The sequence below is a fragment of the Photobacterium damselae subsp. damselae genome, assembly GCF_038086725.1.
GTDB lineage: Bacteria > Pseudomonadota > Gammaproteobacteria > Enterobacterales > Vibrionaceae > Photobacterium > Photobacterium damselae.
On the sequence record NZ_CP146971.1, the window covers coordinates 549121 to 572966 of the forward strand.

The following is a 23846-nucleotide window of genomic DNA, read 5'->3' on the forward strand; positions in this document are numbered from 1 at the left end:
GCTCAATTATTAACAATTCACCATAGACTTCTTCATAACATTTTGAAAAATTTGCGAGTCTTAGATGATAGTCATCATATATTTTGGCAAAATATTCAAATTCACCCATATCGATTAAATCGAACATCAATGAGCGCAAGAAGTCTAACTCTTTTTTTAGCTGAAGATATACTTTCATTATTATATAAATCCTAATTTTTATTTGATAAGAATATTAATATAAAAATCAAAGATGGTCATTAGAATCATATTTATTTATTAGTTAGCAATATTATAAATTTTTCATCGCAAAAAAAATAAATCATGAACAAAAATCAGAACAACATTCAACAATAGTATTATTTTTTATTATCAGCCTAAGCTTCATTGCCGAATTAACATATAGTACAGTATATAAATCCCTTAAAGAAATACCATTTAAACTCAATTAATTTTAAATAAACACATTAAAAACACAGTTCAAAACAAAATTTACAAGAAATTTGAATTCGAAGGATTATCAGAAACATTTATAAATTCTACTTAAGAAGAAAAATCTAACTCTTCTTCTAGAATTTTTTCAAATAATTTCATGTACCAATCACGTCTCTTAGGTTCTAGCTCTGACAACAACCCAAGTAACCTCTCACAATCCATCGGGTTATTTCTCTCAAAAAAATAACTTACGGGTTTATTAGTAATCTCCGAAATTTTATTTAACAGATCAACTCTTGGAACTCGTACCCCATTTTCAATATCAACATACGTTTGTCTTGATATTCCAAGTTTTTTAGCCATTTCGAGTTGAGTAATATTCTGTGATTTTCTTGCCCTCAAAATTAAAACATGCATTAGATAAACCTAAAATAAATAGTAATCTCGAAGTTATTAATATATCAGTTAATAGTCAATATGTTTTTATAGAGCATATCAATTATAAGCTTATTATGTCTATTTTTTTAGTTCATATGTAATTAAAAACCGACATCATTGAATATTTTAGATTTACGGTTAGTGTAATATAAAAATCACAATCAGCCCTTTAAAATACCAATAAAGAATAAAAATCTAACTTTTCCAGTATCTTACCTCATTATTTTGGAATGCGCATCACATTTTGTAGCGAAAAATACATAGTAATACATAAGTATACAAATAATATTTCTATATTATTTTTTAAAACTAAAGATTGTGGACGGTTTGTATAAATTAAATTCCAATAAGGAATTATTGCATGAGAGTTAAATTCTATTTATGATAAAAAGAGCAAAATAATTATTTTACTCTCTTTTTAAGAGTAAACCATCTAGAAAAAATACAAGTTTGGATGATTGTATACATACTGAATCAATAACCTTCAGTTAAGAGGCAATAGTTATTATAATCAACACCTTATCTTTAAATAAAGTTATACTCTCTGCTACATACCAAATATTGAATTTACTTAGGCATTTTCTTCTTAGTTTGATTTAATTGATATTCTCGTAACTTAAAGTAGCCATAACTAGCTATAATCAAAAATGCCAAATATGACAAAGAAAAAACAAATGGAGATGATAATAGCTCTTTATTAATTCCCCACATAACACCGACAATAGTAACAATAATCTTTGTAAACAGACCTAATAAAAGCATCAAAAAAGCTAATTGAGGATAACGGCTAGATGTTCGAAAGGTTACCCAATACCCCATTCCAACAGCAAGAGAAGCGACACCAACACCTAAAACAAATGAGTGAAAATGCTCGCCAGATAAGATCCCGGCTAAAACAGAGATCACAACAATAATGCCAAATTTCATCACTCACCTCAGATAATGTACTGCGTATGTAAAGATTCTATACCTAAGAATGATATCAAACCAGTTATTAAGGCTGAAAAAAAGCCACTAAACCCAAGGCTTAGTGGCTTTATCGATCAAAATGAGATAAAGGCTACAATTAAGCTAATTCAACCTCTTTTGCTTCTATCTTCTCAATTTTCACTGCCGCAACTTTAAACTCAGGGATCTTAGCATGCGGGTCAGTTGCTGTTATGGTTAAACGGTTTGCTGGTGATTCTGCAAAATGGAATGGTACAAATACAACACCATCTTGCATGCGTTTAGTCACAAATGCAGGTGTTTCAATAGCGCCACGACGAGTTGCAACACGGATCATTTCACCATTATGAATACCCAAACGCTCGGCATCTGTTACACTAATCATGGCTCGAGGACCTGCAAGATTATCCAAACCTTTCGTCTTACGAGTCATGGTACCTGTGTGGAACTGCTCTAGTAGACGGCCAGTTGTTAAGACCAGAGGAAACTCTTCATCAGGGAGCTCTGCTGCATAACGGAATGGAACCGCAGCCATTTCGCCTTTACCACGAACAAAGCGCTCTTCATGCATAATACGAGTACCTTGAGGTTTATTCGCATTACATGGCCATTGGATGCCTTCATAGCCAACTGCATCCCAACTGATACCTGCATATTGAGGCGTTAGTTGTGTGATTTCTTCTGTGATCTCTTGAACAGAATCATAATGCCATTGCCCTCCCATTGCCTGAGAGACCATTTGCAGAATCTGCCAGTCTTGTTTGGCTTCACCAGGAGGATTTACCGCAGCTTGAATACGCTGTACTCGGCGCTCGGTATTGGTAAAGTGTCCATCTTTTTCAGCAAAGGAGCACGATGGCAATACTACATCTGCATATTCAGCTGTTTCTGTTAAGAAAATATCTTGAACAACAAGGAAATCTAGCTTTTCAAGACCTTCAATTACGTGCGCTTGGTTTGGATCGCTTAGTACTGGGTTTTCACCCATAACATACAAACCTTTTACCTGATCATGGCATGCAGCATCAATAATCTCGGTCAGGGTTAAACCTTTTTTCGCAGGTAGATTAGGTTTATTCCACGCCTTAGCAAATTTCTGGTGATTCTCAGGTACTTCTACTTTTTGATATCCAGGGAAGTCCCACGGTAGTGCACCCATATCACAAGCACCCTGCACATTCGACTGACCACGCAGAGGATTGATGCCAGCACCTTCAATACCTATGTTACCGCACAACATTTGCAAGTTTGCAATTGAACGAACGTTATCATGGCCTGTGGTGTGCTGTGTAATACCCATAGAGTAATAAATAGCAGTACGTTCTGCGGTACCAATTAAACGAGCCATCTCAAGAACATCACTCGCTTTTACTCCTGTTACCAACTCCACTTTTTCCAGCGAATAGGCCTCTTGCATCACTTCAGTTTTTAATGCATCAAAGCCTTCAACTCGCTCATCAATATACGTTTGATCATGCCAATTATTTTTGATGATCTGCTGCATAATGCCATTCAATAGCATCACATCAGTACCAGGGCGCTGAGCGACATACAGTTCAGCATGGGCAACAATATCAACCTTCTTAGGATCAGCAACAATAAGACGAGCGCCATGATGACGAACCGCTTGTTTTATGTGTGAACCAATAATCGGGTGAGCAGATGATGTATCGGATCCAATAATAAATATCAGATCTGAATGCTTGATACTTGGAATATCATTTGTCATCGCCCCACTACCGAGTGATGCTTCAAGACCGGTTACCGTTGATGCGTGACATAAGCGAGCGCAGTGATCAACGTTATTGGTTTCAAACTCACAACGGACAAATTTCTGAAAGACAAAGTTATCTTCATTGGTTGTTTTGGCCGACGAAAATCCAGCTAATGAATCTCCACCTTTTTCATTTTTGATCGCTGTAAACTTCTCAGCAATAAGAGAGATAGCCTCATCCCATGTAGCAGGAACTAATTGACCTTCTTTACGAATAAGCGGTGTTTGTAAACGTTCCTGGCTATTAATGAAATCAAAACCAAAGCGGCCTTTCACACACAGCATACCTTGGTTCACTGGTGACTTTTCAGAGCCTTGTACATAGCGGATCTTATTTTTAGCTTTGTCCACAAACATGGTTAAGCGGCAGCCAATACCACAATAGGTACAGATGGTTTCAACAGGCGTCAATAATTCAATTCGACCTTGCGCTTTATCACGTTTATCAACCAATGCCCCAGTAGGACACGCTTGTACACAAGCACCACATTGCACACATTTTGAATCGCCCATATTTACGCCATCAAAACCAGGTCGGCATTCAGGACGCTGAGCGGGTGTCCCATCAGCATTTTTCATAAAGCTTAAAACGCCATGTACCGCTTTCTCGTTACAAGCTTGTACACACTGACCACAACTAATACAGCGGTTAGCATCAAACACAATAAATTCAGAAGAGTCATCTACACAGAATTTCTGCTTTGCTTCGTTCTCTAAATCGGTTTCAGCCGCTTTATACTCAGTCGCATAATCACGCAACTTACAGTCTTTATTCGCTTGGCAACCACACTCTAGACAGCGAGCAGCTTCTGTTATTGCGGCTTCATTATCAAAACCTAATTCGACTTCTCCAAAATTAAGAGCGCGTTGTTCTGAGCTAAGCTCTGGCATAACTGCACGCATCACTTTTGGAATGGCCGCAAATTGTTCAGGCGCAACTAATTTTAGTTTTGTCTCTTTTTGTGAGTTAAATTCTTTAGCTGGAATCTGCTCCATTGAGCCACTAAAGAATCGATCAATAGCTTGAGCAGCGCGGCGACCATCAGCTACAGCTTCAATAGCCGTTGCTGGTCCACGACGAAAATCACCAATACTAAAGATATTCTCAACACCACTGTGCATAGTTTCAGGGTGAGCATCTGAGGTATTCCAACGTGTCAGTGGCAATTCAATCGTTTCGTTATCAAGGAAGCTTAAATCTGCTTTTTGTGATACTGCTGCAATAACAGTATCAAACTCTTCAATAAAGAATTCACCCGTTGCCTTTGGACTGCGACGACCTGATGCATCGGGTTCACCTAAAGCCATCTTTTCCAATTTAACTTGGCATACACGCCCATTAGCATCAGCAATATTTTCAGATGGATTGGTTAAGAAGTGAAACTTAACCCCTTCATGCTCAGCTTCTGCAATTTCATAATCTTCTGCTGGCATTTCATCGCGAGTACGACGATAAATCAGTGTAGTATCAGCACCATCACGAACCGCTGTACGCGCACAGTCGATAGCCGTATTACCACCACCAATAACGGCAACTTTTTTACCTGTGACCAACTTATGTTCGGTGACATAATCTTTTAGATAATCAACACCTAAATAACAACCGTCAAGATCGCTGCCCGTATAGTGCATTTCTACCGCTTTTGATGCACCGACAGCCAGACATACCGCATCAAAATCACGAGAGAGATCCGATAAAGTGAAATCTTCACCTAGCTTTTTATTCGTGTAGATTTCCATGCCATTACGGCACATTAACTCTACTTCTTTATCTAAAATGGACTTAGGTAAACGGTATTCAGGAATACCATAGCGAAGCCATCCACCTGTTTCAGGCATCGCTTCATAAACCGTGACATTGTAACCTTCATTAGATAGATAATAGCCACAAGTTAAACCGCCAGGACCACTACCAACAACCGCAATAGATTTACCTTTTGCTGGCTTTTTCTCAGGTACATAGGCTTCTTGAGCTTTTAAATCAATATCTGCGGCATGACGCTTTAATTGACGAATCGCAATTGGCTCATCAACTAACCCTCGGCGACATTCAGCTTCACAAAAAGCAGGACAAACACGACCAATAGATAGTGGCATAGGTAAGGTACGTTTAATAACTTCAACCGCTTTCTGGTGATCGTTTTGTGAAATATGGTAAAGGTAAGATTGAATATCTACCCCTGCTGGACATGCTGTTTGGCAAGGGGCTTCACAATCTGCATAGTGATCAGACAAAATTTTATTCAGCGCTGTTTGACGACGTGAACTGAGCTCTTCTGACTGAGTCGTTACTGACATTCCTTCGGCTGGCTTGGTTTCACAAGCACGTTGTACTCCCTGACCATCAATCTCTACTACGCAAAGATTACAAGCAACTTTCTCACCTTTTGTGTTCTTACCACATAGCGATGGGATATCCACCTGACATTGCTTAGCAGCTTCCAGTAGATTTTGATCTGGGTCGATGGCGAACACTTGTCCGTCGATCGTTATATTTATCATTATAGCCTCATTGTTCTAACTAACTTTGCCCCACGATGCTCTTAAGAACACTCTTAATATATCTATTTTTAAGTCAATTATCGCTTGACCTTTTATGGCAAAGTTCATGGATGACAAAAATCATCTAGTAATACGCCGACAGTATCAAAATTACATAAGTTTATTCTTTGATTTGAAGCACAATAGCAGTTTATTCTCAACAAAAAGGATTTAACTGATAATTATTCGCACGAAATGCAATAGAGTAGTTATTCTAACTAGAAGGATAAGAAATGATGAAAAGAGAATAAGAGATGAGTTACCTAAAAAGCATAAAGCGCTGCGAAAGTAAAACTCTCTCGCAACGCAAAAGGAAGAAGACACAATTAATCAGCAATAAAGCCAAATTCACCGTCTTGTACGTAAACCATTTTCGTATCTTCAGTGTAAATTACTGAGTGAATTTGATTTGCAGGAATATATGCAGTATCACCTTTTCTAAATATCTGAACATCCCCTTTCTTAATCAATGAGCCATCATCTTGACGATCAAAAAATTGCACATCTATACGACCTTCAACCATCACAGACATATCGTCATGAGGATGATGATGAGGATCTTCAACTGTACCGGCATCCCACACTTCTAACATTGAAGTAATTGGTTGAGCACAACTTGCATCACGAAAATAAAATCCTTGAGGAGCTTCTGGGTCAACAGCCATGTCAGACCATACTTTTTTATTAAGAGCCATATTCTCTCTCCTATCTTACCAATTATTGATACGGATCATTTTTTATAAAGAATATGCCTAAGTTCGTGCTGTCGCAATAGTCGAAAGTAGATGATAAAAACAACTAATCACCCTTTAAAAATAAGGCTTATCGTTTTATGTACAAGAAAGAAGATAAAGTGAATATAACTGTTTACAAAAAAAGCAAACTACTCTTATTTTAACCAATCATAGTTTCAATGTTGAAATCATAGTTTTATGTGTATAGAAGTAATATCCAAATTATATGATTAGCTCATAACTGTGCAGCTATAGATCCCTATGGCAACCGCGATAGCAACAATTATCAATATCACTTCAAATAGCTTATCAGGCATAATACCACACGTTGTTTCGACTAGATGCTAATAATATATATAGCGAGCCTAAACTGAAGCTTAACAATTAGATAAAAGACAATAATTTAATAACCATATTTACTTCATACATTATTGTAAGTTAATTTTTTTCATACAAAAATGTATAGTCGCTCTACAATCCACTTCATTAATATTGAGATAAACGCCAATACAGCTTATGAATAATACAGATAACACTATTACAAATTCATTATGCTGACTTACTTACGATTCCTTATCATCTCGATACATATCCTTTTCTTCCTACCCGCTATGGCTTATGACTCGTTAGAAATGATGAAAAGCCACCCAGCTATACTCGATGGAAACCATATACAACTCCCTCTGAATGAATATTCTGCATTATCAATACTAGCCAAGTGGCACGTAAGCTCCAGTGAACTTCCATCTGAACAGATAGAAATGATAACTACTCAGTCTTTATCAAACGACTTGTGGGGAAATGATGTTAACCGAAATTTAATTCGAGATGATTATGAAAAAATCTTATTAAGCAGCTATCAAAGGCCTGAATATGTCGTAATGGGGCTTTTAGCATCTAAAAGATGGGATAGAATCCTAGAATTAATAAATGATCAAACTATATCTACAGCAGAAAGTCTCAAACTGATGAAGGATATGATTGCAATAAATCGATGCTATTTTCAATTACAACAAATTGATCAACATTTAAGATCGCCAATACTGGATTATTTTAATACGCCTGAAAGGTTACAGGTAAAAGAGCAATCTGAAATAAAATTACTCAAAAATATTGGCAACAGACAGCATCATTTAGTTAATCACAATAATCCATGCGATTTTTTTGGAGCTATGGCAGAGAAAATCATGAAAGAAAAGATATCTTATGCAAAAATAAAGCACCACTAACTGATGCTTTATTATTTATAAATAATAAATTGGCTTATAGATCCCAGTCTAAGTTTTGAAGAACAAGGCGATAGCCATCAATATCTTCAAATGTTTTGCCAACCGACTCCCAGTATGGGTTAATGTTTTCAACCACATTAAAACCAGCACTGATCATACTACGGCAAGCTCGCTCCCACTCTCGACTACAAGCAATATAGAAAACCAATTGCTGCTCTTGATTAGGGGCTTTACCAATTTTTGTACCGATGCGATGGGTAAACTCTAAATGATAAGCATGTTTTCGATGACCAAGAATTACGCCATCAAAACCCTCATTATTCTTGAATTCTTTAACTTTTTCAAAGCCTAAAGCGGAATACATTTCAGCTATAGTATCAAGATTATCTGTCGGTCTTACAACTCGTAAAGTCGAATCTCTTGGTATCATGTAATTATTCCTTAAATACACGAAATCAGGACTCACTGATAAACTGAATCCTGATATAAATAAAATAAGTATCACTGTTATATCGAAATAAGATACAAACTAATTTTAATTTTTCAAGATTTTACGTGGTTTTCTGCAAAGAATAAAATCTAGAGCACAAATTCAACATATAATGGTCTTATTACATATATATAAATGTGCAATTATTTACACAATTAATTCGCCGCTGCTCACCAACGATAAACTATCTGGAGTGTATTTTTGATACGAAATATTTCTTCTATCAGGAAAATTTAATTCTTTGGTGACTTTGATCACATACCTCGCCACAACATTATCATCAGGTGATTTTTCAACTAACCATAGGGTTTCAATATCATGTGATTTTGTCGTATCCCACTTCATATCAGCTCGAATGAGTTGATTCTCTGTTGCAATACCTAGCAGAGTCTTATACATCTGATTACTCCATTAATCGTAATATACCCAAGTGACTTCAAGATGCAGGATTCAGAGCGTTGTCACTGATTCAAGTTCAAGACAAACAATGCAGTGTAATAGCTCGCTATTTCCAAATTGTTTGACGATGAAATTGTGTCTGTGACACGCTCCCAAAGGGCGAGTTAATTTGCTTCACATACTGCGTTAACGATTTTTAATTTAGAGCCACTAGATCTTCAAATCGTTGCCTTGCCTGTAAACCAAATTATTCTCGCTGAACCTCGCATCTTGAGGTTACTTGGGTATATTGTATTTAAAATTTATAAAACTACTTTACCTAGAATCTCCTTTTTTGATATTAGCATGGTCACAATTTGTACATTAAAGCGTTAAACTCTATTTATCGTTCTCTGAGTCCGAAAGAATTCCTGTAGAAAATCAAATGAAGGAAAGTAATAACTTAAGGACATACCACCCTGTAAAATTAGTGTCAATCATCTTATCTTTTCACTCTTTTTTCTTGTTTTTAAATGTATAATATCGCCAGTTTTTAATTAAATAAGATGATCTTACATGAATAAGCTGATTACCTTTTTAAAAGGAATGGCAATGGGTGCAGCTGATGTTGTCCCTGGTGTTTCTGGCGGCACAATCGCTTTTATTACAGGTATCTATGATACTCTTTTAGAAAGCATTCGTCGTATTAACCCAAAACTTATCACTGTTTTAAAAGAGAAAGGTATTAAAGGTGCTTTTGAGCATGTTAATGGTACTTTTCTTATCGCTCTTTTTGCTGGTATTTTAACTAGTATCTTTACATTAGCACGTTTCATTACCTGGATGTTGCATACTCATCCAATTCCACTGTGGTCTTTCTTTTTTGGTTTGATCATTGTGTCAGTTATCCATATGTTTAAACAAGTTGACCGCTGGGCTTTAACTCGTTTTATTGCCGTTATTCTTGGGGCTGCTTTTGCATATGGTATTACAGTTGTTAACCCTGTCAGCATGGATCCAACGCCAGTCAATATCGTCATTGCAGGCGCTATCGCTATCTGCGCTATGATCTTACCTGGAATTTCAGGTAGCTTTATTCTATTACTGCTCGGTATGTATGCCCCAATTTTAGGTGCGGCAAAATCGATGGATGTTGTTACTCTCGGTCTATTTGCAATGGGCTGTGTCGTTGGTCTTTTGACGTTTTCTCATGTTTTATCTTGGATCTTAAGAAACTACCGAGATATCGCTTTAACTTTCTTAACTGGATTAATGATCGGAACCCTCGGCAAAATCTGGCCATGGAAAGAAACATTAACTTGGCGTATTAACTCTCATGGAGAGCAGGTTCCTCTTGTAGAACAAAACTTATCTCCTTTTAACTTTGAACATGTAACAGGCCAGCCAGCGCTTTTAGGCTACGCTATTATCGCCATGATTTTAGGCATTGCTATTGTTTGGGGATTAGAAAAGTTCGCACAACACGGCGAATAATCACTAGATAAAGTTACTTCAATCACAAAGTAAACTTACCAGCATAAAAGCTCATTAAACAGCCTGTTATATTTACTGTAACAGGCTGTTTTTATATAGGAACTTATCATGCGGTATCAGTGGCTAATTCTTATTTGTGCGCTTTTTTCTGGATTAACGGCGCATTATTTCTGGCAAAAACGAGATCCTAATGCTCGCCATGCCCCCTACTACCCAATGCAGATTCTTGAGTATGGAGAAGATGTTATCGACCTTTTCGATACAACAGATCCTCGAATTAGGGTTGTGTATTTTGGTTACACTCAATGCCCTGACGTATGCCCAACCTCATTAGCTATCTTATCAAGTGCTTTAGATAATTTATCTGAAACACAACGTCAAAATGTGTGGCCGATATTTATAACACTAGATCCAGAAAGAGATACTGCAACAAAAACCAAGGAGTATGCAAGTTATTTTAAGGCTGGGATTACAGGCTTAGTTGGTACTGTCGAACAGACGACTGAATTAGCAAATAAATATGGTGTGCTCTATCTCAAGACTAAAATGCCAGAATCAAAGCTTGAATACACAATCGATCACAACTCCTATTTTTATATACTTCAACCTAATGGCAACATTATTAAAAAGGTTGCACATACATTAAATGTCCAACTACTAACTCAGGAAATTAATGATGTTTTAATTTCACAGAAACGCTGACAAATTGTTGCTATAGCGCTTTCACTTAACTAATTAAATTTCTACCAATGCACAGTGCAATACAAAATTAACATGATAAAAACAAAATGTAAGTTTACAAAAAAGCATTAAAAATCAATAAAATAAAAAACTATTACTCAAAACATGGAAACTTAAATCATCAATTGAAACTGTCAATAGAAGGTAAATTTAAGATAAATAATTGCAATTTTGTGTGAATGATCCCATAACGAGAAAAAGTTTTTTTATTATTTATGTGTTTTTAATGAGATTTTTTAGCAAGTTATGCCATAATGAATCTGCCAACTAAAACTTTTACACTCAGTTTGTAGTGGCAGATTAAAGGAGAATAAAGAGAATGAATCGTAAAGTAACTATCCTAGCTGGTGTTATTCTAAGTGCAACTCTAATGGGTTGTTCAAGCTCAAGCGAAATGCAGCAACTAACTAACAAAGTTGACGCACTTTCTGATCAAGTAAGCGCTCTACAAAGCCAACAAGATCAACTAGCTGGCGCTGTTAACGACGCTCGTGCAGCATCTGACGCAGCTTACCAAGAAGCAATGCGTGCTAACCAGCGCATCGACAACATCCGTGGTTCTTACACTAAGTAATAATCATTGATTTGTTTGAGATAGTAAAAAGAGGTGGTTAATTCCACCTCTTTTTTTTATCTATTAGAGCTCAGACAAACCGCATTAGATAAATATGCAATAACATCACTAGCTATTAATCCAACTGGTTTATCTTTAGCAGCGAGATCACCAGCTAAACTATGAATATGAACTCCGTAAACAGCTGCCTGAGTCATATTATAACCTTGAGCTAATAAACTGGTGATAACTCCCGTCAGCACATCACCCATTCCCCCTGTTGCCATATTTGCATTTCCAATGGCACAAACAAAGAATTGTTCTCCATCATAAATTACAGTTCCGGCACCTTTAAGTACAACAACACCACCATATTTGCTCTGTATCTTTTGAACTGCTTGATATCGGTCTTGTTCAATATCCTTGATAGTGCAATTTAGCAATCGAGCGGCTTCGCCTGGATGAGGGGTTAAGATTCTTAAATCATCAAAGTTAGGAGTCAATGAGAGTATATTTAATGCGTCGGCATCAAATACTTTGGGTATAGTTTGTTGAGAGATTTGGCTGAATAAGTGTCTTGCGAACGAACTCAAACCTAAACCAGGTCCAAATCCAAGTGCAGTAGCCCATGACAAACGTTGAGATAACATTTCTTGGTTTTGCCAATCAGAAGCCATGACTTCAGGCGTACGGACAAGAGAAGGCATTACATTCGTCGTATCAGTCAAAGAAGCGACTAAACCAGCACCAGAACGTAAACAGGCTTCAGAGGAAAGAAGTAAAGCACCTCCCATACCAGCATCTCCCCCAATCACCAGAGAGTGCCCCGAATTTCCTTTATGATATGTAGGTTTTCTTGGTTTTATTTTTGCATAAGTTAAAGTTCCTTTTGCTGACGCATTTTTGCAAAAGAGCGCCTTAACACCTAAGTCGTCAATAAGTAACTTACCAACATACTCTCGTGCCGAACCTGTAATCAAACCACTTTTTATTGCAATTAGACAAACCGTGATATCGGCTTTAATAACTTCTTTACTGGCAAATCCAGTATTAGCGTATAACCCTGACGGAATATCGATAGACATTATCGGTAGATTGAGGTGATTAATCTTGTGGATAAGTACACATGTTTCGGGATACACATCCCCCCTCAAACCCGTTCCAAGAAGCGCATCAATAACAAGGTCTATGTTTTGAAAATCGAGATCATCATAGGCCAGAAGAGAACCGCCCGCATTAATGTAGTCCTGCTTAGCTTTATGGCTATCCGATGTTAAGCGGTTTTGATCACCATGATGATGCACCTGTACTCGATACCCTGCCAATAAAGCCAATTTAGCAACAACATAACCATCCCCACCGTTATTGCCTTTACCAACAAATATAATCAGCGAACGAGCATCGGGATAATTCTGGACAAGAGCCTGAAAAACAGCAGTTCCAGCCTTTTGCATGAGTTCATACATGGTAATATGCAGCTCATTAACAACACACTGTTCACCAATCTTAACCTGCTCGGTATCGTAAAATACTGCAACCTCAGCCATCTTCATTCCCTGTTAAATTGTGTATAGATCTAATCTATTCCTACTTTAACAATATTAAAAGGGCTTCTTGATAACTATTGTTTCTTAACCATTCTTCAATAATAGTGTTTAAATTAAGTAACTAAACGACTAAAGAGAATATACTTGGCAATAAAATCATCAATCGCTATCGGCTTACTGAAATAATAGCCTTGAAAATAATCTACGCCATAGTTAGCAAGCTTATTCACCTGAGACTGATGCTCAACCCCCTCAGCAACAAGACTAATATTAAGCTTTTTAGCTAACGATATGATATTTTTAATTATCTCACTTGAAACACTATCATCACAAACATTATCAACAAACATTTTATCAATTTTTAAATAATCAAATTGATACTGTTTAAGATATTTTAATGTTGAAAAACCAGTGCCATAATCATCAAGAGCAAACAAAACACCACGCTCTCGCAACTCACCCATAAGTAATGAGATATACTCAGGATCGGTAAATTCTTCACTTTCTGTTAACTCTAAAATTAAACGACATCTTTCCGCAAGCCATTCACATTTGATGCGAATTATCTCATTTTCTAAGCATTCTTTTGTAACATTAATACTGAGATGTAGTGATTTATTAGACTCAAGTAGGTTTGGAGTGTTAATCAGTTGATCTATCATAGAGTTAGTCATTGATTCCATCAAATCATACTGTTCGATTAATGGGATAAAAACACCAGGAGGTATCACCCGATCATTGCTTTTTACCCAACGAGCCAATACTTCACCACCAATAACATCACCATTACTCGACGATATCGGCTGAATATAAGGCTTAATTTCATTGTTGAGTATGGCATTTTCTAGTTCATATTTTACAAAATCCGTTTTACTAAAAATCCTATTACCGTATCCGCCAACAACAATCCCTGTAAGTAACATAAACAGAACAAACGTCATGTCAAGAGAGGTTAAAACAAAAGAATCATCAACATAAATTGAAAATGGATATAATAAAGAACTTACTCGAATATACCCATCAGAAGTATCAATAGTTTTTGCTACACCGTCTAAGTTATAAATAGCATCATCAATCTCAATGTACAGCTCTCTATCTTCTGTACTAGAAATCAGATTATGGGATAAAAAGTAGGTATTAATTCCAATTCTAATCTCAGAATTTTCATTAATTTTTTTTGTTAATATTAATACAGGTTTTTTTGTTATATAGCTCTTATCAATAATGGCTAATTTTTTATGTTTTAAGTTACGATTAACTGGAAAGTTCGTTTTACCTAATACACTATTACAAATGAGTTTGTTGTTATGAAGTATAACAATAGAACGAACATACGGTGTAATGGCAGCAATTTGACGCAGCTGATTCAATGATTTGTCACAATTCAAATAGTCTATTTTCTCTGCCAAATCAATACTTGAATTAGCATGGTTAAAAATGGAATTGAATACTTGAACAGTTTCTTGTGCATAGTTCATTAACTTATGACGTTTATATGCATAATCCATTAACAAAAAACAAGCAGATAACACAAACCAGCTCATAAAAATGAACAGAATAAAAACGTACTTTTTCTTTGTAAAAGTCTTAGGTATTTTTTTAAACATATCTTGAACTATGAATATAACTTAGATGCGTAAATTCTTATATGAAATGCTCATTATACACACACAAGAATGTTTTTTTTGAAAAAAATTCAATTCCATCTAATAAGCCATAGAAAATGAGCTTATTTTAAAACACAACTAAAGATCCACATAAACTCCCCCATTACTTATAGTACTGGGGGAAATTATTATTCATCATCCAATACGCGCTTTATGATGATTTGATTTGGGAAATGTCTTTCTAATTGAGTAACCGAATAAGATGAAGTACCTTGCTTTATATCACTTAAAGGTGCTTCAGAAGCAATTTCAATTGTTACGCCAAACTCGTGAGCTCTTGCTTCAAACGCATCAAACACTTCTTTTTCTTGCTTTGTTAACTGAGTAAGATCTTTACCTTCAAGTTCTAACATCTGGTCTAGTAACCATCTATCTTTGGGTGTCATCATACATACCTTATTTTATCTATGTTTTACTGTTACTCTACGCCGATTTAAACGAAGCTCTAGTATTTATTAACTTCAAAAACTCAAGATTTAATTGCAAATTTACGCATGTTTAAATAACAAAGATAAATGGTTAACTATCTAAAAGAATTAAATTTTATAACTTGTTATAAACTGATTTTACAATTTCACTTAGCCCAACAGCTCTTGATGGCGTTAAATGCTGAGTAAGCTCCAATTCGTTAAACCATTTTTGTAAATCGAAGGTTTTAGCTTGATCTAACGAACAACCATTAAATGCAATAATAATAAGAGCAATCAGGCCTTTCACAATCGCAGCATCACTCATTCCCTTAATTTTTAAACGGTCATTATCTAAATCAATCGAGATCCATACTTGGCTCTGACATCCAGAAACACGGTAATCATCAGTACATTTTTCCGATTCCAAGGTACAAAATCGCTCACCAAGCTCGATCATATATAGATATTTTTCTTCCCAATTAACACAGCGTTGGAAATTACGTACTATTTTATCTGGTGTCATTACTACTCTCTTTTAACCTAATAACATTTGTGTACGTTTAATGCTTGCCACCAGCCTATCAATATCTTCTGCATTGTTATAAAGGGCAATAGAAGCTCGACATACTGCAGCTTGATCTAAACGTTTTAGAAGAGGCATTGCACAATGGTGGCCGGTTCTAATCGCAATACCGTATTGATCTAAAAAACTGCCGACATCAAACGCATGGTGAGGCGTAAGATTAAATGACAGCACGCCATGGCGATTTTTTCCGTCACCATATAACTCAACGTTATCAATATCTGAAAACTGTTGTGACATATATGACATTAATTGTTTTTCATAGTCCTGTATCTGAGATAAACCGATTTGATTAACATATTCAATGGCAGCACCAAAGCCCATAATAGCCGCAACATTCGGAGAACCTGCTTCAAAACGCCAAGGCGCAGCTTGATATGAGGTTTCGCTGAATAAATCCACTTTATCAATCATTGCTCCCCCCCCTTCCCATGGCGGTAATTGCTGCAACCATTTTGGAGCGATATATAACGCTCCAATTCCCGTTGGACCATAGAGCTTATGAGCTGAAAAAGCATAAAAGTCGCAACCAAGTTCTTGAACATTAGTCTGCTGATGCATGATACCTTGAGCACCATCAACCATGACTGCCGCCCCTACTTGATGTGCCATGCAAATAGCCTCTTTAATGGGCTGCACAGTTCCAAGAACATTTGAAAGTTGGCTAATCGCAACTAACTTTGTTTTTTCCGTTAACAGCTCTCGAAATGCATCTAGACAAAGACCACGGTTATTGTCAGCAAGACGCCAAACTTTGATTTTTAACCCTAACTTCTGCGCTAACATTTGCCAAGGAACGATATTAGCGTGGTGCTCAAGTTCAGAGATAATAATCTCATCCCCCTCTTGGGCAAAGGTTGGAAGATAGCTGTTGGCAATTAAATTAATGGCTTCAGTTGTCCCTTTGGTAAAAACAATATTGTTCTCCGAAGGTGCATGAATAAATTGCGCAACCCGCTCACGAATCAACTCCATTTGATCCGTTGCACGAGCACTTAACCGATGAATACCTCTATGGACAGCAGCATTATCATATCGATAAAACTTATCCATTATGTCCAAAACTATTTGTGGTTTTTGCGCTGTTGCTGCGCTATCAAGGTATCGATAATTTTCTTTATCAAGCTGCTGAAAAATCGGAAAATCTTTTCTCCATGGACTCTCAATCATAATGATCGCTCCAATTTCTTTTCAACATGATCAAGCAAATAACGACGAATTGGCTCAAAAGACACCAGATCACACACTTCTTTTGCAAATGCTTTGATGATCATGCGCTCGGCGAGCTCTTTCTTGATACCACGAGCTTGTAGATAAAAAATTTGCTCTTGATCTAACTGACCCGTTGTAGCACCGTGACTGCACTTCACATCATCAGCATAAATCTCTAATTTAGGCTGGCTATTTATTTGAGCTTTATCACCAATCAATAAATTATGATTATCCATTTGACCATCAGTTTTTAAAGCACCAGGACTTACATAAATTAAACCGTCAAATACACCTTTACCATCATCAACGGCCACCACTTTATGTAACTGATGGCTACGACAGTGCGAAACACTATGATTTAGATAAGTTCGACTATCAAAACATTGACCATGAGCAGGGAGAGATAAACTGTTCATCTCGACAACACCGTTTTCACCCTCTAGCTCACTACTGGTCTTATGGCGAATCCATTTTCCTGATAATAAATAGGTGGAACTCGTCACATTCGCATCACGATTTGTAACTATATGATTATGAGCAAGATGCAGTTGCTCACTTCCCTGTTCAACGATCTTAATATATTCGCCTTGCGCACCGTCTTGAGCTTCTATGGATGTGTTGCTAAACACAACTCCTTTATGGGATACCTCCGATAGCTTCACATGGTGCTCAATAATCTTTACTTGCGACAAACGACCTAATTGATAGTGATGACGCATCGCACACACAGCTCCATCAAGGCTATCTATGTAATGAATAATGCATAATGGCTTATCTAATATCACTTTAGGTGCAACAGTAAACTTAACCATTTGCGTTTTTAGTGCTTCGGTAAGCTCAACAACTATCTCATTATCCAGCTGATCGACCGCAAGGGATTCAGTACTGATATCATCTCCCTTTAATACGGAAATATCGACACCACACACAGAATCAGATAACTCTTTTTGCCAACACCCATTAATAAATACCATTCGATATACATCTTCAGAACCTAAATAACTAAGATCTTTAGGTATACGGCGTTGAACTAAAGGCACTCGATCATGCCATGGGAGCTCATAAAGAAAATTAAAGGGTGTAAATTTCCAATCTTCGTCACAACTGGTTGGAAGTCCTAGTTCTAATACTTTTTTCCAATGTTTTTGTTGGTCAAGGGCATCAGGCACTAACGCTTGCCAATTAAGAAGAGTCGATGCTGATTTATTCTCCAATGATCCAGCCATAACCTTTCTCCTCTAACTCTTTAGCTAAACGATAATCACCAGATTTAACAATTTTCCCATCCACCATAACATGAACATAATCCGGTTTAATGTAATCAAGAATACGCTGATAATGGGTCACAACAATGAAAGCACGCTTATCGTCACGTAAAGCATTTACACCTTCTGAGACAGCTTTTAACGCATCAATATCAAGGCCAGAATCTGTTTCATCTAAAATACAAAGGCTGGGTTCCAATACCGCCATTTGCAAAATATCGTTCCGTTTTTTCTCACCGCCGGAGAACCCTTCATTAACGGAACGATCCAACAAATGAACAGGCATTTTTAACAGCTCCGCTTTCTCTTCTAACAAATCATCAAAATCAAAGCGGTCTAACTCAGATAATCCTTTATAATTGCGGATACCATTAAGAGCTGTACGTAAAAAGAGCTTATTACTCACACCTGGAATCTCAACCGGGTATTGGAAAGCAAGAAATACCCCTTCACCAGCACGTTCGTCTGCATCTAACTCGATAAGATCTTTATTTAAAAATTCAATGCTACCTTGGGTAACTTCATAGTCTTCTTTGCCTGCAAGCGTGGATGATAATGTGCTCTTACCCGAACCATTAGGTCCCATAATTGCGTGAACTTCTCCCGCTTTAATTTGGAGATTAATGCCTTTTAAGATTTCGTTATCTTCGACACTGACATGTAAATTTTTAATATCTAACATAATTAACCCACACTATGTTCAAGACTGATAGAAAGAAGCTTTTGCGCATCCACGGCAAACTCTAATGGCAACTCAGAAAATACATCCTTACAAAAACCATTAACAATCATAGAGATAGCATCATCCTCACTGATCCCTCGCTGCACACAATAAAATAGTTGGTCTTCACCTATCCTGGAAGTTGTTGCCTCATGTTCAATTTGAGCGGATGGGTTTCGCACATCAACGGTTGGGAAAGTATGAGCGCCACATTTATCACCAATGAGCATAGAATCACATTGGGTATAGTTACGAGCACCTTGTGCTGAAGGGAGAATCTTAACTAAACCACGGTAGCTATTTTCGCTTTGGCCTGCGGAGATCCCCTTTGAAATAATGGTCGACTTTGTATTCTTACCAATGTGGATCATCTTAGTGCCCGTATCGGCTTTTTGATTACCATTGGTTAAAGCAACGGAGAAAAACTCACCGACAGAATTATCCCCTTGTAAGATCACGCTCGGATATTTCCACGTAATCGCCGAACCTGTTTCCGATTGGGTCCAAGACATCTTACTATTACGACCTTCACATAGAGCTCGTTTAGTTACAAAGTTTAAAATGCCACCATCTTGACCTTCTTCACCGGCAAACCAGTTCTGGACCGTTGAATATTTCACTTCGGCATCTTGATGAATGATGACTTCAACAACGGCGGCATGAAGCTGATAGCTATCGCGAACAGGTGCTGAACAACCTTCGATATAACTGACATATGCCCCCTTATCTGCCACTAAAATCGTGCGTTCGAACTGACCTGTCTTTGCCTGATTAATACGAAAATAGGTTGAAAGCTCACGAGGGCAACGAACACCTGGGGGGATATAAATAAAAGTGCCATCAGAAGCAACAGCCGCATTAAGTGCCGCAAAGAAATTATCTTTTGCAGGAACAACTGTGCCCAAATATTTTTTTACTAATTCAGGATATTGTTGAATCGCCTCACTAAAGGAGCAAAAAATAATGCCCAGCTGTTTGAGTTCTTCGTGATAGGTCGTTGCAACAGAGACAGAGTCAAAAATAGCATCAACAGCAATATCGGCTCCTTCCCGAACAGGCACTCCTAACAATTCAAAAGCTTCTTCAACTTCTTGTGTTAAAAACTCACTATTAGCACTTTCTTGATCTGTATTTGACGAATCAATATTGTCACAGCGAGCACAGCTAGGCGCTGAATAATAACTGTAGTCTTGATAATCCAATTTTGGGTATTCGGCTTTTAACCAGTGAGGTTCTTTCATTGTGAGCCAATGATTAAAGGCATTTAAGCGAAATTCCAACATCCAATCGGGTTCATTTCTTTTGGCTGAAATGGCGCGAATAACCTCTTCATTAATGCCCTTACTAAAGGTGTCACTGACAACATCGGTATAAAACCCTTCTTTGTAGCGCTTATGATTGAGCACATGATCAATGTCGGGTTGGAGTTCAGGTATACTCATAGATCAAATTCCGAAACTTTCACCACAACCGCATTCTGTTTTTACATTAGGGTTATGGTAGACAAAGGATTGATTCAAACCTTGTTTAACAAAGTCGATCTCAGTGCCATCGAGCATAGGCATTGCTGACAAAGCGACATAGAAAAGTGCGCCATGAGAGTTAAATGAAACATCTTGTTCTTCAATTACGGTTAATTGTTCAATAACGTATGCATAACCCGTACAGCCAGACATTTTTACTGAAAAACGAACTGCTTTATTGTTTTTTGATAACGAAATAATTCTCTCTGCCGCAGCAGGAGTAACGGTAATTCCTTTCCATGTTATGTCGGCAAAATTAAACTCTGTCACACTTATCTTATTGTTACTCATGCCTATATCTCCTAAGCAATAAACTGAACGAGATGATAATGACTATCAGTATCAATTCAACCTTACAGAAAGTAGTAGAAATTATTCAAGTTCAAATAAATACAACATATGGATAATTATAAAAACCAAAACACTACATATTGACGTCAAGCTGGAAATATTAATTACTGTTATTGCTATTAACATTAGTAATTGTTGAATAAATACGGTGAGGGAATGAGTTTTGCCGATCGCACGAACATTACGAGACTGAGAATACGAAATGAGAAGCTATAAAATTATTGAACAAAAAAAGAGCCAAAGATCGAGTAACAGATCTTTGGCTCTTTTACATTGCAAGGAATAATATAGGTACTGAGAAGTAAATTAGCCTTTCACACCACCAGCAGTTAAACCCCCCACTAAGAATTTTTGCGCTAGCAAGAACACAATCGTAATGGGTAATGCTGAAAGTACTGCTGCAGCCGCAAAGTCACCCCATAAGTAGTTTTGCGGATATAGATACTGCTGCATACCCACTGCCAATGTATATGATCCAACATCACGAAGTAGCAATGAGGCAACAGGAACTTCAGTAACAGCCGCAATGAAAGAAAGAATAAACACAACTGCAAGGATGGGTACAGATAATGGCAATAGTACCATTCTAAAGGCTTGCCATGGTGTTGCTCCATCAAGTGCAGCAGCTTCTTCAAGAGAACCATCAATGGATTCGAAATATCCTTTAATCGTCCAAACATGGAGTGCAATACCACCCATATAGGCGAAGATAACGCCCCCATGCGTATTCATGCCAAGGAAAGGTACATAAGCACCTAATCGATCAAATAGCGCATACAATGCCACTAATGCTAGTACCGCAGGAAACATCTGGAAAATCAGCATAGAGCGTAAAATCAACGTCTTACCTGCAAACTTCATACGAGCAAAAGCATAAGCACAGGTCGTTGATAAGGTCACAATACCAATTGCCGTCAAGCCAGCCACTTTAATGGAGTTCCAAAGCCAAGTCAGAACAGGAAATGGCGGAGGTGTTACCGTACCATCCGCATTTTGTACCGCAATACCTAAAGCCAGTTTCCAGTGCTCAAGTGATGGGTTAGATGGAATCAATTCGCCTGATGCATAGTTTCCTTCTCGAAATGAAATCGCAATCACCATTAAAAGAGGAAACATCATCAAAGCAAGAAAACACCACATTCCAATGTGCGTTGCCCAAACTCGGTATTTTAATGATTGAGGTTGAACCATAGCCATAATCGAACTCCTTACTCTGACTCTAGCTTGGTAAATTTCATATTAAGCAGTGATAAACCACCAACTAATAGGAAGATTAAAGTTGCAATTGCACCTGCTAAGCCAAAGTCTTGACCACCTGCACCTTCAAACGCAACTCGGTAGGTATAACTTACTAATAAATCGGTATGACCTGCTGGAACGGATGTGCCGATCATATCTGGCGCACCATTTGTTAGTAGCTGAATCAATACAAAGTTATTAAAGTTAAAGGCAAAGCTTGCAATCAACAAAGGAATCATTGGCTTAACAAGAAGAGGCAGTGTAATTTTGAAGAAGTTATCAATTGGACCCGCCCCATCCATTGCCGATGCTTCATAAAGATCATCAGGAATGGCTTTTAATAGACCCATAGCCAAAATCATCATATAAGGGTAACCCAACCAAGTATTGACGATAATAAGCATTGTTTTGGCTAAAAACGGGTCGGTAAACCAAGCAGGACTGATACCAAATAAACCTTCTAGTACTTGGTTAATCTCACCAAAACTTTGGTTAAACAGGCCTTTAAATATCAAGATAGAGATAAAAGCTGGAACCGCATAAGGTAAGATAAGTAACAAGCGATAAACACCACGTCCTTTTAGCTCTTCCCAAGATACAATTTGAGCCAGCACGACGCCCACAGCCAAGGTTAAAATCACGGTTAAAGCAGAGAATACAACCGTCCACACAAAGATTTTAAAGAATGGTTGTTGAATACCTGGATCATTAAAGATTCGGGAAAAATTGTCCCAACCAATATTAACTATAAAGCCTGGCGAAAGCGGCTCACCAACAAATTGGCCATTAGCATCAACTTGTTGATAGAACCCGATATCCATATTAGGTTTTAGTGTAATCTCTTTTTGATGGTTAATAAGAGTTTCACCATCTTTTTCGAGTGTATAAACAGGTTCAATTTCAGCAAAAGTACGCAAACCTGACATTTTGAGGTTATTACCCTCAACTCCAATTAAGGTAATGTCACTTAATGCTTTACGATTAGCGATAACTTGCTTTAATGGTGCTTTATCACCAGAAGGTACGGCAACCTCAGTCAGAGAAATCGGCTCTGTTGGTAATTGCTTCAAATCATATGCAGGTGTCTGATACCACTTGTTCCCCTCTTGTAAAGCAATATGCACTTTACCGTTATCATCATAAAGAGAGAATTTTACGCTATCACCACTTTGATACGTTTGTTGAAGTAAAACGCTTTGAGCGCGCTCTAAACTTAGCTGGTTGGTGCCACTATAGTTAGTGAAAGCCAAACCTATGGTGTACATAAGAGGGAATATAATAAATAAAATCATGCCAGCAACACCTGGGAAAATATAACGGTGTGCATACATGCTTTTACGAGCAAAAACATAAACGCCAAGCGATGTTAAAACTAATGTTAATAAAGCAAAAGCGTACTCGCCACGGGCGTACATCAAAATGGTCGCATAACCATTAATAATACTGATCAAGCCTAGAGCAAGCCATTTCAACCATTTTTTATTTTGAGAGTCTTTTTTTATACCGACAGACATATCCCCTACAGGGCTCTCTAGTGTCATATCGGCTGCTTGATGAGACTGCATCAGAGTTCCTCACAATGCGGGTAAATGAG

Annotated in this window: 21 protein-coding genes; 4 read left to right on the plus strand and 17 right to left on the minus strand. The window is 37.4% G+C overall.

Features of this window, described 5'->3' with window-relative positions; genetic code table 11:
* Positions 1–522: 522 nt before the first annotated feature.
* The 4 genes from WAX86_RS17305 to WAX86_RS17320 all read right to left on the minus strand — a co-directional run bounded on the left by WAX86_RS17305 (position 523) and on the right by WAX86_RS17320 (position 6810).
* A complete protein-coding gene (locus WAX86_RS17305; protein ID WP_044178434.1) occupies positions 523–831 on the minus strand; it encodes a helix-turn-helix transcriptional regulator in 309 nt (102 codons plus the stop codon).
* A 588-nt stretch (positions 832–1419) separates the two neighbouring features.
* Entirely contained in the window at positions 1420–1779 is a 360-nt protein-coding gene (locus tag WAX86_RS17310) for an NADH:ubiquinone oxidoreductase (protein ID WP_065171437.1), read from the minus strand.
* 139 nt (positions 1780–1918) lie between these two features.
* Positions 1919–6076: a formate dehydrogenase subunit alpha gene (gene fdhF / locus WAX86_RS17315; protein ID WP_341489775.1), complete on the minus strand. Its 4158-nt coding sequence runs from the start codon at positions 6074–6076 to the stop codon at positions 1919–1921.
* 365 nt (positions 6077–6441) lie between these two features.
* Complete coding sequence (locus WAX86_RS17320; protein WP_341489776.1) at positions 6442–6810, minus strand: cupin domain-containing protein; 369 nt, start codon at positions 6808–6810, stop codon at positions 6442–6444.
* Positions 6811–7481: 671 nt separating this feature from the next.
* Between WAX86_RS17320 and WAX86_RS17325 the strand changes: the two genes are divergently transcribed.
* Positions 7482–8078 carry a hypothetical protein gene (locus WAX86_RS17325; RefSeq protein WP_341489777.1) on the plus strand — a complete coding sequence of 199 codons (597 nt, stop codon included), beginning with the start codon at positions 7482–7484 and terminating at the stop codon, positions 8076–8078.
* Between the two features lie 34 nt (positions 8079–8112).
* Here WAX86_RS17325 and WAX86_RS17330 read toward each other — a convergent pair whose 3' ends face one another.
* Positions 8113–8508, minus strand: coding sequence for a VOC family protein (locus tag WAX86_RS17330; RefSeq protein ID WP_341489778.1), 396 nt, complete (start codon positions 8506–8508; stop codon positions 8113–8115).
* 207 nt (positions 8509–8715) lie between these two features.
* A complete protein-coding gene (locus WAX86_RS17335) occupies positions 8716–8967 on the minus strand; it encodes a hypothetical protein (protein ID WP_341489779.1) in 252 nt (83 codons plus the stop codon).
* 555 nt (positions 8968–9522) lie between these two features.
* Here WAX86_RS17335 and WAX86_RS17340 point away from each other — a divergent pair.
* The 3 genes from WAX86_RS17340 (at position 9523) to WAX86_RS17350 (ending at position 11755) form a co-directional block, all read left to right on the plus strand.
* Complete coding sequence (locus WAX86_RS17340) at positions 9523–10440, plus strand: DUF368 domain-containing protein (RefSeq protein WP_068968640.1); 918 nt, start codon at positions 9523–9525, stop codon at positions 10438–10440.
* A 108-nt stretch (positions 10441–10548) separates the two neighbouring features.
* Positions 10549–11142 (plus strand): SCO family protein, encoded by a 594-nt coding sequence (locus WAX86_RS17345; RefSeq protein ID WP_005305277.1) that lies wholly within the window; start codon positions 10549–10551, stop codon positions 11140–11142.
* Between the two features lie 358 nt (positions 11143–11500).
* On the plus strand, positions 11501–11755 hold the full coding sequence (locus WAX86_RS17350) for an Lpp/OprI family alanine-zipper lipoprotein (protein WP_044177989.1): 255 nt from the start codon (positions 11501–11503) through the stop codon (positions 11753–11755).
* 56 nt (positions 11756–11811) lie between these two features.
* On the opposite strand, the gene WAX86_RS17355 is transcribed toward WAX86_RS17350, so the two are convergent.
* The 11 genes from WAX86_RS17355 to malF all read right to left on the minus strand — a co-directional run bounded on the left by WAX86_RS17355 (position 11812) and on the right by malF (position 23817).
* Positions 11812–13281, minus strand: coding sequence for an NAD(P)H-hydrate dehydratase (locus tag WAX86_RS17355; RefSeq protein ID WP_341489780.1), 1470 nt, complete (start codon positions 13279–13281; stop codon positions 11812–11814).
* Between the two features lie 113 nt (positions 13282–13394).
* A complete protein-coding gene (locus WAX86_RS17360) occupies positions 13395–14888 on the minus strand; it encodes an EAL domain-containing protein (RefSeq protein ID WP_341489781.1) in 1494 nt (497 codons plus the stop codon).
* A 188-nt stretch (positions 14889–15076) separates the two neighbouring features.
* Positions 15077–15337 (minus strand): hypothetical protein, encoded by a 261-nt coding sequence (locus tag WAX86_RS17365; RefSeq protein ID WP_225314594.1) that lies wholly within the window; start codon positions 15335–15337, stop codon positions 15077–15079.
* A gap of 154 nt (positions 15338–15491) precedes the next feature.
* Positions 15492–15881 carry a SufE family protein gene (locus tag WAX86_RS17370; RefSeq protein WP_239971038.1) on the minus strand — a complete coding sequence of 130 codons (390 nt, stop codon included), beginning with the start codon at positions 15879–15881 and terminating at the stop codon, positions 15492–15494.
* A 12-nt stretch (positions 15882–15893) separates the two neighbouring features.
* Positions 15894–17111, minus strand: a complete 1218-nt coding sequence (locus WAX86_RS17375) for a SufS family cysteine desulfurase (protein WP_341489782.1) — start codon at positions 17109–17111, stop codon at positions 15894–15896.
* A complete protein-coding gene (gene sufD, locus WAX86_RS17380) occupies positions 17108–18379 on the minus strand; it encodes a Fe-S cluster assembly protein SufD (RefSeq protein ID WP_341489783.1) in 1272 nt (423 codons plus the stop codon). Before sufD ends, WAX86_RS17375 begins: the two co-directional genes overlap by 4 nt.
* Positions 18357–19100 (minus strand): Fe-S cluster assembly ATPase SufC, encoded by a 744-nt coding sequence (sufC, locus tag WAX86_RS17385; RefSeq protein WP_068968605.1) that lies wholly within the window; start codon positions 19098–19100, stop codon positions 18357–18359. Before sufC ends, sufD begins: the two co-directional genes overlap by 23 nt.
* A gap of 2 nt (positions 19101–19102) precedes the next feature.
* Positions 19103–20581: a Fe-S cluster assembly protein SufB gene (gene sufB / locus WAX86_RS17390; protein ID WP_065171476.1), complete on the minus strand. Its 1479-nt coding sequence runs from the start codon at positions 20579–20581 to the stop codon at positions 19103–19105.
* Positions 20582–20584: 3 nt separating this feature from the next.
* Positions 20585–20953 carry an iron-sulfur cluster assembly accessory protein gene (locus WAX86_RS17395; protein ID WP_065171475.1) on the minus strand — a complete coding sequence of 123 codons (369 nt, stop codon included), beginning with the start codon at positions 20951–20953 and terminating at the stop codon, positions 20585–20587.
* 366 nt (positions 20954–21319) lie between these two features.
* Positions 21320–22210: a maltose ABC transporter permease MalG gene (malG, locus tag WAX86_RS17400; RefSeq protein ID WP_005305300.1), complete on the minus strand. Its 891-nt coding sequence runs from the start codon at positions 22208–22210 to the stop codon at positions 21320–21322.
* Positions 22211–22221: 11 nt separating this feature from the next.
* Positions 22222–23817 (minus strand): maltose ABC transporter permease MalF, encoded by a 1596-nt coding sequence (gene malF / locus WAX86_RS17405; RefSeq protein ID WP_106261449.1) that lies wholly within the window; start codon positions 23815–23817, stop codon positions 22222–22224.
* Positions 23818–23846: the final 29 nt, after the last annotated feature.

Bases quoted from the DNA above. Each gene is read 5' to 3' on its own strand.
- WAX86_RS17305 (WP_044178434.1), bottom strand. From the start codon at position 831: ATGCATGTTTTAATTTTGAGGGCAAGAAAATCACAGAATATTACTCAA.
- WAX86_RS17310 (WP_065171437.1), bottom strand. From the start codon at position 1,779: ATGAAATTTGGCATTATTGTTGTGATCTCTGTTTTAGCCGGGATCTTA.
- fdhF (WP_341489775.1), bottom strand. From the start codon at position 6,076: ATGATAAATATAACGATCGACGGACAAGTGTTCGCCATCGACCCAGAT.
- WAX86_RS17320 (WP_341489776.1), bottom strand. From the start codon at position 6,810: ATGGCTCTTAATAAAAAAGTATGGTCTGACATGGCTGTTGACCCAGAA.
- WAX86_RS17325 (WP_341489777.1), top strand. From the start codon at position 7,482: ATGATGAAAAGCCACCCAGCTATACTCGATGGAAACCATATACAACTC.
- WAX86_RS17330 (WP_341489778.1), bottom strand. From the start codon at position 8,508: ATGATACCAAGAGATTCGACTTTACGAGTTGTAAGACCGACAGATAAT.
- WAX86_RS17335 (WP_341489779.1), bottom strand. From the start codon at position 8,967: ATGTATAAGACTCTGCTAGGTATTGCAACAGAGAATCAACTCATTCGA.
- WAX86_RS17340 (WP_068968640.1), top strand. From the start codon at position 9,523: ATGAATAAGCTGATTACCTTTTTAAAAGGAATGGCAATGGGTGCAGCT.
- WAX86_RS17345 (WP_005305277.1), top strand. From the start codon at position 10,549: ATGCGGTATCAGTGGCTAATTCTTATTTGTGCGCTTTTTTCTGGATTA.
- WAX86_RS17350 (WP_044177989.1), top strand. From the start codon at position 11,501: ATGAATCGTAAAGTAACTATCCTAGCTGGTGTTATTCTAAGTGCAACT.
- WAX86_RS17355 (WP_341489780.1), bottom strand. From the start codon at position 13,281: ATGGCTGAGGTTGCAGTATTTTACGATACCGAGCAGGTTAAGATTGGT.
- WAX86_RS17360 (WP_341489781.1), bottom strand. From the start codon at position 14,888: ATGTTTAAAAAAATACCTAAGACTTTTACAAAGAAAAAGTACGTTTTT.
- WAX86_RS17365 (WP_225314594.1), bottom strand. From the start codon at position 15,337: ATGATGACACCCAAAGATAGATGGTTACTAGACCAGATGTTAGAACTT.
- WAX86_RS17370 (WP_239971038.1), bottom strand. From the start codon at position 15,881: ATGACACCAGATAAAATAGTACGTAATTTCCAACGCTGTGTTAATTGG.
- WAX86_RS17375 (WP_341489782.1), bottom strand. From the start codon at position 17,111: ATGATTGAGAGTCCATGGAGAAAAGATTTTCCGATTTTTCAGCAGCTT.
- sufD (WP_341489783.1), bottom strand. From the start codon at position 18,379: ATGGCTGGATCATTGGAGAATAAATCAGCATCGACTCTTCTTAATTGG.
- sufC (WP_068968605.1), bottom strand. From the start codon at position 19,100: ATGTTAGATATTAAAAATTTACATGTCAGTGTCGAAGATAACGAAATC.
- sufB (WP_065171476.1), bottom strand. From the start codon at position 20,581: ATGAGTATACCTGAACTCCAACCCGACATTGATCATGTGCTCAATCAT.
- WAX86_RS17395 (WP_065171475.1), bottom strand. From the start codon at position 20,953: ATGAGTAACAATAAGATAAGTGTGACAGAGTTTAATTTTGCCGACATA.
- malG (WP_005305300.1), bottom strand. From the start codon at position 22,210: ATGGCTATGGTTCAACCTCAATCATTAAAATACCGAGTTTGGGCAACG.
- malF (WP_106261449.1), bottom strand. From the start codon at position 23,817: ATGCAGTCTCATCAAGCAGCCGATATGACACTAGAGAGCCCTGTAGGG.